Annotated in this window: 9 protein-coding genes and 1 pseudogene; 6 read left to right on the top strand and 4 right to left on the bottom strand. The window is 49.0% G+C overall.

The window, feature by feature from the left end; all coding sequences use genetic code 11:
- Nucleotides 1-343: 343 nt before the first annotated feature.
- Nucleotides 344-466: a helix-turn-helix domain-containing protein gene (locus JUF21_RS12160; protein WP_203664631.1), complete on the bottom strand. Its 123-nt coding sequence runs from the start codon at nucleotides 464-466 to the stop codon at nucleotides 344-346.
- Between the two features lie 208 nt (nucleotides 467-674).
- Between JUF21_RS12160 and JUF21_RS11005 the strand changes: the two genes are divergently transcribed.
- Together JUF21_RS11005 and JUF21_RS11000 are read left to right on the top strand one after the other, a co-directional pair.
- Nucleotides 675-1,532 carry a DegV family protein gene (locus JUF21_RS11005; RefSeq protein WP_203664629.1) on the top strand — a complete coding sequence of 286 codons (858 nt, stop codon included), beginning with the start codon at nucleotides 675-677 and terminating at the stop codon, nucleotides 1,530-1,532.
- Nucleotides 1,533-1,881: 349 nt separating this feature from the next.
- Nucleotides 1,882-2,882, top strand: a pseudogene (locus tag JUF21_RS11000) (IS30 family transposase); the annotation flags it as partial.
- Nucleotides 2,883-3,896: 1,014 nt separating this feature from the next.
- Here JUF21_RS11000 and JUF21_RS10995 read toward each other — a convergent pair.
- Nucleotides 3,897-4,598 (bottom strand): DeoR family transcriptional regulator, encoded by a 702-nt coding sequence (locus JUF21_RS10995; protein ID WP_203664627.1) that lies wholly within the window; start codon nucleotides 4,596-4,598, stop codon nucleotides 3,897-3,899.
- Between the two features lie 103 nt (nucleotides 4,599-4,701).
- On the opposite strand from JUF21_RS10995, the gene JUF21_RS10990 reads away from it, so the two are divergent.
- Entirely contained in the window at nucleotides 4,702-6,078 is a 1,377-nt protein-coding gene (locus JUF21_RS10990) for a glycoside hydrolase family 1 protein (RefSeq protein ID WP_203664625.1), read from the top strand.
- A complete protein-coding gene (celB, locus tag JUF21_RS10985; protein WP_203664623.1) occupies nucleotides 6,078-7,415 on the top strand; it encodes a PTS cellobiose transporter subunit IIC in 1,338 nt (445 codons plus the stop codon). The genes JUF21_RS10990 and celB overlap by 1 nt, the downstream gene beginning before the upstream one ends.
- A gap of 238 nt (nucleotides 7,416-7,653) precedes the next feature.
- Here the strand turns inward: celB and JUF21_RS10980 are convergent, their stop codons facing one another.
- Both JUF21_RS10980 and JUF21_RS10975 read right to left on the bottom strand, forming a co-directional pair.
- Complete coding sequence (locus JUF21_RS10980) at nucleotides 7,654-8,313, bottom strand: recombinase family protein (RefSeq protein ID WP_203664621.1); 660 nt, start codon at nucleotides 8,311-8,313, stop codon at nucleotides 7,654-7,656.
- A 229-nt stretch (nucleotides 8,314-8,542) separates the two neighbouring features.
- Nucleotides 8,543-9,238, bottom strand: coding sequence for a MurR/RpiR family transcriptional regulator (locus tag JUF21_RS10975; RefSeq protein WP_203633857.1), 696 nt, complete (start codon nucleotides 9,236-9,238; stop codon nucleotides 8,543-8,545).
- A gap of 34 nt (nucleotides 9,239-9,272) precedes the next feature.
- Here JUF21_RS10975 and JUF21_RS10970 point away from each other — a divergent pair, with 34 nt between their 5' ends.
- Both JUF21_RS10970 and JUF21_RS10965 read left to right on the top strand, forming a co-directional pair.
- Complete coding sequence (locus tag JUF21_RS10970) at nucleotides 9,273-9,932, top strand: hypothetical protein (protein ID WP_125582557.1); 660 nt, start codon at nucleotides 9,273-9,275, stop codon at nucleotides 9,930-9,932.
- Nucleotides 9,933-9,943: 11 nt separating this feature from the next.
- Complete coding sequence (locus JUF21_RS10965) at nucleotides 9,944-11,269, top strand: PTS sugar transporter subunit IIC (RefSeq protein WP_125582555.1); 1,326 nt, start codon at nucleotides 9,944-9,946, stop codon at nucleotides 11,267-11,269.
- Nucleotides 11,270-11,521: the final 252 nt, after the last annotated feature.

Below are 11,521 nucleotides of genomic sequence, written 5' to 3'. Positions count from 1 at the left end.
TTTTCAGCGTATCAAGAAGTCGACCAATTGTTAGCGGCATAGGCTACAACCACTAAACACAGTCACTTTGATCTACGATTAATTTCAACTTTGCACCGGAACCGTTTATAGTATCATCATTTTTTTCGCGACGACAGTTTCGGTCACTACAGGAAAAAATCATCACTCACGTTTCTGATTGGTTAACAATTTTTTGTCCCTAGTAGAAAGAAAAAAACGTGGCGATTGCAAGGGCCCGTGGGCTCGCTGCCACATAACGTTGAACAGCCCACTTTCGGTCTGTGAAAACAGACTGTGGCCCTGACTTGTTTTAAATAAGCAGAGTGGGCTAAACTAACTGCCATTATCTGAGGTGATCACGTTTTATGATCCGATAGACGGTGCTACGGCCAATACCCGTTATCAGGGCCACCTCTTTGATTGGTGTGCCAGCAGCCAAAAGAACCCGATGGGCGTTAAGTCTCATCGGGTTCTCGGTCGTGGACGAATTAAAAGAATCGATAGCAGCATAATCATCAGCCCAGGCTCAATCGCTGGTTAGTTGACTATCTTTCAGATTGTTTGCACCAGAACCGTCACGGCAACATAGCACCAGGATAATATTTTGCAGAATTGTTTACATCTAGTATTTAAAACTATATAATGCAATTATTAAAACCGTGGAGGACTGAACATTGCCAAAAAGAATTGCAATTCTCGTTGATTCTGGATCAGACGTTCCTCAAAGCGTGCTCGAAGCGCACAACAATATTGTCGTTGTCCCACTCAATATTACGATGGATGGTCATAATTACCGTGACGCTGTTGATATCACACCAGATGAATTTTATTCAGCCTTGATGCAGGCAAAAACCCTTCCCCAGACGGCTAGCCCCTCACCACAAGCCGCTAAAGCCGCAATGAATGAGCTGTTCGCAACTGGCTATCAACAAATCCTCGGCATCACGATCTCCAGTGGCTTATCCATCACCAACCGGACCTTTCAACTTGCGGCACAGGACTTTGCAGCTGACCAAGTCACAATTCTCGATACGAAAAGTATCGGAATTGGCAGTGGTATTCAGGTGGCCTATGCCGCATCATTAATTTGCTCAGGAGAATCCTTTCAACAAGTGATTGAAAAAGTGACGGCCTCAATCGACAAAAGCCGCGTATATTTTTATGTCCCGACTTTGAAGTACCTCAGTGCAGGTGGTCGGATTGGCAAAGTTGCCAGCCTGGTCGGATCGGTTTTGAAAATCAAGCCGGTGATCTCATGTGACTCAAAGGGGATATACTACCCTATTTTTAAGGCCCGTTCCGAAGAAAAAGCGCTTCAGAAACTGGTGGCGCAAGTCAAAAAGGATTGTTGCAATAGCGCTCACTTTTGTTTAGGGGTGGCCCATGGTCAAAATCCGGCTCTGGTTAAAAAGCTGGCGGCTGAATTAAAGGCAGCGACGGGCCAAAGAGTGGATTTTGTTGGAGAAATTTCACCGTCTTTAGGGGTTCATACAGGTCCAGGGTTAATCGGGGCGACTATTCTGTCGTATTAACCGTCAAGATTTAAGGATTTAGGTGTCAACGTGTACTTGATCCCGTCCCGAATTCAAGAAAAAACGGCAAATAATCCGGAAGCATTTGCCATTTTTTTATGTGGAGCGCTTATAACAAGCAATCAAAGTGAATTCTGAGCTGATTTGCAGCCCTCAGTCAGATAATTTCCTAGCTTAGATGCTTCTCCTCAGCATTTTATTGCGAGTATCAGGCGTAAATATTGCAACCCGCGTTTTAGAATTAAGTTAGCCACCCCCGCCTCCAAATTCGGGCGATAAAAAACACCAAGCCGATAAGACCTGTTATCATTGAAGTTCCTACACAACCAATGAAAGAGGTATCGTCTTGATGCAAGATCAGCTTATCACGCCGCACACCAAAGGTCACCACCTAACATTACTTGAACGAGGAGAAATTGCCGCCCTCCACGCCCGTGGCGAGTCTAACCGCCAGATTGCCACGCGCCTTGGTATCAGTCGCCAGACTATCGCCAACGAACTCTCTCGCGGTCAGATCGACCAAGTCAAGAAGGTCAACGGCAAGTTGCGATACTACCGCGTGTACAGCCCGAAAACAGCCCAGATACGTTACCAGGCGAACCGCCAGCGCTGCCGCCGTCCGCTTAAGCTCGCGAAGGTCCAGGACTTTATCGCCTACTTCACGACTCGCTTTCGTGAAGACGGCTGGTCGCCCGATGCAGCGGTTGGTAGGGTCAAGGCCCAGGGTCTGTGTTTACCCGATGAGATGGTCTGTACGGCAACGCTCTACAACTACATCGAGGCGCAGCTGCTGGGGGTAAGGAACATCGATTTTCTGGAGAAAACCGGCCGGCGCGTGAAGCACAAGGCCAACCACAAGTTCAAACGCATGCTGACGGCCGCAGTATCGACGACCGGCCTAAGCGCGTCGACAATCGCAGAGAGTTCGGCAATTTCGAGCTAGACACCGTGGTGGGTAAGCGCAACGGCCAGGAAAGCGTGCTGATGACGCTGATTGAGCGTAAGACGTGCTTCCAGTTCGTGCGCCTGATCGATGGTCGTGATGCGGACTCGGTCAACCATGCCATGCGTGCAATTGTTAAAGACCACGGCGATATCATCAAGACCATCACGGCGGACAACGGCTCAGAGTTCGCAGACTTGTCGAACGTGCTCGATGGTGTGGCCGATGTATACTACGCCCATCCTTATCGCTCCAGCGAGCGCGGAACCAACGAGGCCCACAACCGGATGCTCCGGCGCGACTTCCCCAAAGGTACGTCGCTGGATGCTGTAACCCCACAGGACGTGGCCGAGGTGGGGCGCAAGATCAACGACCTCCCACGGCTCATCCTGAAGTACCAGACTCCCACGGCTCATCCTGAAGTACCAGACTCCCACAGAATGATTTACTGTCGAATCTGCTCGGGTCCGGCGCAGGGCCGCCAAGGCGGCCGCCGCCGCCGGCTAGCCCACCAGCTTCCTAGATAACAGGCTGTCACGCCTCTGACTGTGACGGGCCGATCGCGCTCTAGGCGCGCGATCGGCCACTACGAGTGCAAAATAAAAAAGGGCTCAAGCTTGCTCCGACAGGGTGGGTGAGACCACCCACTCCGCCCCTCCCGGGCAGCGCGTCAGGACCACATACAGCGCCCAATTTTCAAAAATGCCCCTCACTCTCTAGGAGAATGAAGGGCATGTGTCATGTGTATGTACGGCGGGTGCGTGTGGGCGGCGACGGGCGGAGGACGCGTAGCCGGAATCGCAGTACCGGTGTCATTCGTCATACATATGTACACGGCTTATCTTTGTCTTGGCCTCGCGCCGCGGTGGGTTCGGACGACGGCCCGCGGAATGTGGGCTGACGGCCGACCCAGCGACAGCGCGCGAAGGACGCGACCAGCGGCGCATGCGCGGATGTGACCGCGATACGGTGCGGCGCCAGGCGCACGCGGCCGGAACGGCCGCCAATGTGGCCTAGCTGGTAGACACTCGGCGCTGGCGGAGCTCACTGGCGCAAGCCTGTGAGCGGAGAAGCGCCAGGCGCGGTCCATGATGTGTCCCTGCACCACGGCGGGGCCGAGCGGCGGCCCGCGGGACGCGGACTGGTGCTGGCCTGCCGATGGGGCGCGTTGGAACGAGGCGGTAGCCGGAGCCGAGCCAGACTAGGCCGCAAGGCCGCGGCTGGGCTCCGGCTACCGCCGGCAGGCGGCGCATGTGCGGATGTGACCGCGATACGGCGCGGCGCCAGGCGCGATTTTGCTGAAGAATCCAGGGCATAACAAGTCCAAAACATTGGATGTCGCGACAATCATTACCTCGTGCATCCGGGGACCAACTTCTTTTTCGATGCCGATGTATTAGTGATTCTGTTGGCCAACCGGCTTAAGATATGACCTGTACACGGCCAAGCCGTTCACGCTTCACAATCATCGAATTCGTCTCATAACCCTCGGCATTGTCGGCTAAGAAAATAATGGTTTTTTGAGCATTCTCAAGCATTGTGCGAGCAATCACTGACTCATACAGGGTGTTTGTCGTTAATAACCGGTCGGAAAGACCGGTTGCGTAAATCAGCGCCAAATCAGCGCCAAAGTGTTTAATGGATTGAACGGCCGTATTGCCATAAAAACTCAACCAGTCATCAAATCGATTCAGCTGTCCACCCGTCAGCACAGGAACTCGATTAGATTGATCAGACTCTCTCTGCGTCGTAACTAACTGATTTGTCATGACGTGACAGCCAAGATCAGCCAGCTCATATGTCAGCTTCTCCGTTAGCGGACTTGTGCTAATTAACACCCGCCCAAGATTACCGGCGATTGCCGTTAGCGTCTGCTCTAGATTCTGTGCCCTCTCTTGATTGATCTGGCTACTAGGCATCGACTCACCAATCCACACCACTTCGCCATAATCGTGTAGCACTAAGCCCTTCTTGATAAACATATGCAGGTCCCGATTGATGGTCATTAACGATACGTCAAACGCTCTCGCCATCTCACTAGTTGTGGTGTGAATATGCTGCCGCAAAAAGGCCAATTCACGTTGGCGCCGATCGATTACGTCGCTCTCTGTTGTTCGCATCATATCTCCCATCCGAATTAATCATATGTAGTAGCTTATGTTTGACTTTGTAAAAAAAGGCTGACTCCTCCGTATACTGAAAGCGTCATCAAGTCAGGAGGATTTTATGTTAAACCAACCATTTTTCTGGGGTGCTTCATTGTCTGCCCATCAAACCGAAGGTGCCGTGAATATTGACGGCAAGCAGCCTTCTGTTCAAGATACTCGGCCGCGCAACAATCACACAATCGCAGATTTTAGTATCGCGGTCGATCATTATCACCACTTCAACGAAGATTTCCAGATGCTCGCGGAAATGAACGCCAATGCTCTACGCATCTCATTTGCCTGGACCCGCATCATCAACCAAGACGGATCGGTCAATCAGCTAGGTCTTGATCACTACGACCAGGTCATCAACGCCCTGCTGGCGTTAGACATTACGCCCATTGTCACAACCTATCACTTTGATCTCCCAGACACGCTCCAACAGGCAGGCGGCTGGCACAATCCGGCCACAATTGAGGCTTATCTCCAGTACACTCGCGTTCTATTTGAGCATTTTGGCGATCGGGTTAAGTACTGGCTGACAATTAATGAACCCAATATCATGCTATTAGCCGATACGAAGATTCTCGGCATTCACGACACCAATGAAGGCCGGTATAAGTCTTATTATAATATGATGATTGCTGAAAAGTACGCCTTTCAACAATGTCATGAACTCGTTCCAGAGGGCAAAATTGGTCCCGTTCCGAACATTTCCTATGTTTATCCGTTAAGCTCTAAACCAGAAGACGTGCGCGCCGCCCTAGATTTTAACGCCATTCGCAATTGGGCATACCTGGATTTCTCTGTGAGATGTCAATTAAACCCAGTATTTAAAGCACATCTGGAGAAATTAGGTATCGATTTACACATTTTGCCAGAACATCAAGCGCTCGTAGACGAAAACCGTCCCGATTTTATTGGCTTCAATTACTATACAACTGCCACGGTTAGCTTCCCACAGGCGGGTGAAGCGCGTTCTGCCGGAGTCTCTGACCAGCAGTCAGAGGACGTGTATGAGCCTAACTTTTACAAAGGCGTCACCAACCCTTATCTTACCAAGAATGCCTTCAACTGGACGGTTGACCCGCTTGGCCTTCAGACATCGCTTGAGCAAACCAACGATCGTTATGGCCTCCCAATTATCATCACAGAAAACGGGCTTGGTGCTTACGATGAAATGACTGATGATTACAAGATTCACGATCAATATCGCATTGAGTACCTTCAGCAGCATCTAGCGGCTGTCGATGCTGCTATAGCTAACGGTGTCAAAGTTCAGGGCTACTTACCTTGGTCTTCCATCGACTTGATTAGTGTTCACGAAGGAATTCGTAAGCGCTATGGCTTCATCTACGTTGATCGTACTGACGACGACCTGAAGGAAATGAAACGCTATCCCAAAGATAGCTATTATTGGTTCCAACGTGTCATTAAAGAGAGGAGTAATCGATAATGAACAAGTTCTTTGGCTTTCTTGAAAAGCGGCTCCTACCGCCGCTTAACAAGGTCGCAAATACTAAGGTAGTCCGGGGAATTATGAATGCCAGTTTGGCCGCGGTTCCTTTCACCATCGTGGCTTCAATCTTCTTAATCCTCAATAATCTGCCAACCATATTCCCGTTTGCAGCAACCTTTTTCCAGAACACACTCCTACGTTTCTCCGCCTTCTATTCAATCGGTAATACGATGGCGCTTGGCACAATTGCCATCTACTACTCATTAGCCATTGGCTATTATTACATCGAGGAGTATCGCAAGGCTGGTGAAGAAAAGCTTAATGCCTTCACTGGTTCTATCCTCTCGTTATTTGCCTTCCTCATGACAATTCCATCAATCATCTGGAAAAATGGTGCCGCTGTTGGCGTCTCAACTAAAGTCGTCGAAAACTCCGGCTCCGTCAATGGCCTAGCCCTTGCGAACGGATGGATTACGCGATTCGGTGGCGTCGGCATCTTTATCTCCATCATCATGGGCATCCTAGCAGTTCAGGTCTATCGTTTCTGCGTCAATCGCAATCTCACCATCAAAATGCCGGAGGGCGTTCCCGCAGGGGTCAGTCGCTCTTTTGCTTCCTTGATTCCATTAGTCCTAGTCGCGTTTCTCGTGATTATCATTGTCTCAGTGCTCGGATTCTTAGGCACCGATATTCATGCTCTCCTGTCTGCGCCGTTCGGATTCGTTAAGTACCTCACCGGTTCATGGCTGGGTATGGTAATCATTCTACTTCTGATTCACCTACTATGGATTGTTGGGGTTCACGGCACTGCGATTATCAAGAACTCCTTCATCAACCCGATTCTGTTGGTTGCTTTGACTGAAAACATCAACGGCTCCCACAACATCTTCGCTGGCGACTTCATCAACATGTGGGTCTTCCTTGGTGGCGCTGGTGGTACGCTAGGACTAGCACTATTGATGAACTTTGCCGCGAAATCTAAACAGCTTAAAATTCTTGGCCATACCGCTATCATCCCGGCCATCTTTAACATCAATGAACCAATAATTTTCGGTGCCCCCATCGTCTACAATCCATATCTAATCATTCCATTCTTAGTCAACCCAATCGTGTCTGCATCCTTAGCCTACTTCGCCATCAAAATTGGCATTGTTGGTGTTGTGAACACAGCGATTGCTTGGGTTCTACCTGTTGGGGTCGGTGCTTGGCTTGGTACTGGCGGTAATATTCCGGCAGTTATCCTCGCCTTCATCAACCTTGCACTCTCCATTGTTATCTACTATCCATTCTTCCGTATGTATGACCAAAAACTGCTTGCTGAAGAAAAGGATTAACCATGCTCTTGAGAGTAGCTTGCCCGTCTTCTCAAAATTCCGTCTAAGGAATCTCTCCAGTGCCATTACTGCAAGCTGACTACAGTATCTTCATGGGGGGGCCCCACCGGCATTTCCGTCGAAATCGCCTCAGATTCGCGATCTCGCGCACGGCCACCCCGTCGAATATGCATTCTATCTGAATTAAATCTCAAAAGCAGGCGCCCACATGGAATAGTGTGAGCGCCTGCTTGCGTTATCATTTTTCAACTTTTCCCATCTCTTGCGATCGTCTCTCTGCGACCCGGCGCATCAGCGTCGCCTTCGAGACACCAAATGCCGACACAGTTTCCTTTACAGTATGCTCATCATAGTACTCCAGCATCTGTTCGAGCCGCCTACCGTTGATCACCGGCTTGCGGCCTTCCTTATAATCAGGCACATGCTTGCGCGCATATGCGCGACCGGTTTGGGTCCGCTCAACGATCATATCGCGTTCGTATTCAGCAAAAGCGAGCATCATGGTGCGCATCATCTTAGCCATCGGAGTCAGTCTGCCTTCACGGTCAGTCTCAAACGTGCCGATGTTTCCGATTCGGAGTGATACCCCTTTGACCTGAAGCTGATCCATCACCTCGAGCGCACCCTTCACCGTGCGAGCCAATCGATCCATCTTGGCGACAATCAAAGTGTCGCCTGGTTGGAGAATGGCGAGCACTTTTTGAAATTCCGGTCGCTCGACCGTCGTACCGGTGTACTTCTCTGCGTACACGGTTTGGGCACCCAAGAGATGGAGTTCTGAAATCTGTTCATCTAGACTTTGAGACAAGGTGCTGACTCGAGCATAACCGTAAATGTGGGCGGCCTGATTCTTGCTTGCATCCGATGCTGATTCGTCTATTTTTTCTACCTTGGCCATGATTTTCGCCCTCTCGTTTTGATACCAACATATGAGACTCGATCAGACCTATTATAGCGGGAGATGGCGGCCAGTGTCAATACTTTTAAGTTGTGAGACAGAAATATAAAGTATGACCCACACCACCGTGAACATGTTCTCAATCGAGCTAAACATGTATTCATTACCCTCAAACCAATTCTCTGGGGTTCTTATTTGCGTTAGTCTAGATTTGTCAGAGAGAAAGCGCTTAATCCTGACCAAGCATGCTTAACGTTTTACTCATGAGAAGTTCAAAATATATCAATGCAAACCCAAAAAATAATTGCGGTGCATTCTCCTCAAACGAGGTCGGCTTAAATGTATTCGTTGAAATCGCGATACTCGCGGCGTTAGCCATCTGCGAGTTCCGCCTACCAACAAAGGCAATCACATCTTGACCATTTTCAGCCGCCTGTTCAGCTAGCTCGTTCAGACGCACGGTATCCCCAGAATTGCTGATGGTAATCAACAAATGATCAGAGCTCGGCCGAAGCAATTCAAGATGCGAATTAGAGGTACTACGGAACCCATGAACGTTGAGATACTCACTCATATATTGAGCGATACTCTCAGAATAACCACTTCCGAGCACACTAATCATGCCTCCGCGATGTTTCTTCATGCACTCATAAAAAGGATGCAGGTATTCTCCAATGTCGACAGGACTGGATTTTAAGTCAACAAAGGTGTCTGTATCAGCCATCAAGAAAACCAGCTCTGAATAACCAGATAAGCCAATTTTCTTAGCCAGCTTGATGATGAAGCCTGGCGACGAATACGTTGCCTTAGCCAAATCACGAATGCCGGTATCTCTAACATTCGCGTGGTGCCGCTTCATGTACTCCAAAATTCTTAATTCATCAGCTGATAACTGATACTTCTCTGCCCATTGCTGAATATCCATTATGTATACCACCATTCTAGAAAGGAAATATTCTATGACTAAACCTAATACAGAAAATACCAGAAATCAAAGTGCTGATAACGATGATGAGTTCTTGTCTGACCCTTGGGCACGGACTAAGACCAGAAACGGTCTGGCTGGTGATGAAGTGATTTCAGCATTGCAGAAGTCAATTCGCAAAGGCAAGGAACGGGCAGCCGTCGAATTTGCTTACGAAATGTACATCTCATCACCCCAGTTTGAAGACAAGCTCTGGCGCCGCCTCCAGGCTATCTCCGTTGAAGACATCGGCATGGGTAACCCTATGGCCCCAATTCTGATTAACAATCTCAATCAGATTCGTCAGAACTTTGAATACACTGAGGCTGATCGGGCAATGATGTTTGTTCATGCCATTCGCTACCTGTGCGAATCTGAAAAAGACCGCTCATCCGATTTACTCAAAAACATCGTCATCAAGAACTTCAACATGGGCTACGTACCCGAGATTCCTGACTACGCGCTTGATAAGCACACCACACGTGGTAAGAAACTCGGCCGCGATAGCCAGCACTTCCTGCACGTCGACAGCAAGGTTACACCCCAAAAGAAAGTCGACAACGGCTACTACGAAGAATACGACAAATTAATCCAACACTATGACCCCAAGAAAATTGTTCCCCACGCCTTCGAATTTAATGCCTACCAAGTCTGAGAGGTGATTTCATGGATCAGTCAAACGGCTTTCTGAATAAGCTCAGTAATGTTCTTACCCCTGTCGGTAACAAACTCGGCAACCAGCGGCACCTGCAGTCACTAGCCAATGGTATGCTCTTTGGCCTTCCATTCCTGGTTGTCGGTTCATTCTTTCTGATCTTCGCCAACCCACCAATCGATATGTCGCATTACAACGCCGCCACTGCCAACTTCTTTATGCAGTTCATGGCCTCATGGAAAAACTTTGCGGTGGCTCACTACGATGCCATCACGCTACCTTACAACATGACCATGGGTATTTACGGTATCATCTGTGCGTTTGGGATTGGCTACGAGCTCAGTAAAACCTACAAGCGCAATGCCGCGATGGATGGCATGATGGCGATGGTCACTTACATGATGGTCACCACCACTGTCTCCGCTAAGGGCACTATCTCCATGGATTACCTTGGCACCAACGGTCTGTTTCTCTCGATTATCCTCGGCCTTTGTGTCGTGGAAGTTAACCGCTGGGTGGATCGGCACAATTGGAAGATGACGCTTCCCGACAGTGTGCCGCCAATGGTGACCACCTTCATCAACTCCCTCATTCCGCTAGTTTTGAACATCGGTGTGTTCTATGGTCTGAACTTACTGATTAGTGGCTTAAGTGGCAAACCATCACCTGCTTTTGTCACCGGCCTACTGACTCCTGCAGTAGGGATTGCTGGTAACTTCTGGGGCTTTCTACTGATTGTCACCATCTCTAATCTTCTTTGGCTGATTGGGGTCAACGGGACAAGTATTGTGTTCCCAATTCTCTTTGCGATTGGGATTGCCCAGACTGGCCTCAATGCCATTCAAGTACAAAAAGGCATGGCTCCTACACACTTGATGAATTTGCAGATGTTCCGGATTTCGGTACTTGGTGGAGCTGGTAACACGATTGGCCTCGTTTTGCTAATGATGCGCAGCAAGGTCACCAAAATTAAGGCAATCGGCCGGCTGTCCTTTATTCCGGGTATCTGTAGCATCAATGAGCCTGTCATCTTTGGGCTACCAATTGTCTTTAACCCGATTCTCGGCATTCCATTTGTTCTTTCACCAATCGTGACGCTCTCACTTACTTACTTAGCACAGAAATTTGGCATCATTGGTCTGGGTACCATTGTCGATCCGTCTTTCACCCCATACTTTGCTCAAGCCTACATGGGCACGATGGATTGGCGGAACATCGTCTTCTGGACTATCTTAATTTTCGTCGCAATGCTAGTTTACTTGCCATTCTTCAAGATTTACGAGCACAATGAGATGTTGGCGGAAGAAAAAGAAGTAACTGGTGCACCGGCTGATTGATACTAATCCGGACTGAATATAATGCAAGCACGTCGCAGCTAAGTACTGCGGCGTTTTTGATACTCCGAAATAATAGTCGTATATATCTGCAGGGTTCTGGTGCAAAGTTTACTCAGGGAGAGTACCTGTATCATGAATTGAAACTGGAGGTTTTCAGATGACTGATCATTTTAAAGGCCCCAGTTTACAATTCAAGTGCAACACCCTGACGACTAGACCAAAAAGGCCATGAAGACCTATTCTTGTTAGTAC

Origin of the sequence: Lacticaseibacillus sp. 53-4 (assembly GCF_016861805.1) — a bacterium.
GTDB lineage: Bacteria > Bacillota > Bacilli > Lactobacillales > Lactobacillaceae > Lacticaseibacillus.
The sequence above is the reverse complement of the archived record's forward strand: the minus strand, read 5'-3'. Positions and strand labels throughout refer to the sequence as shown.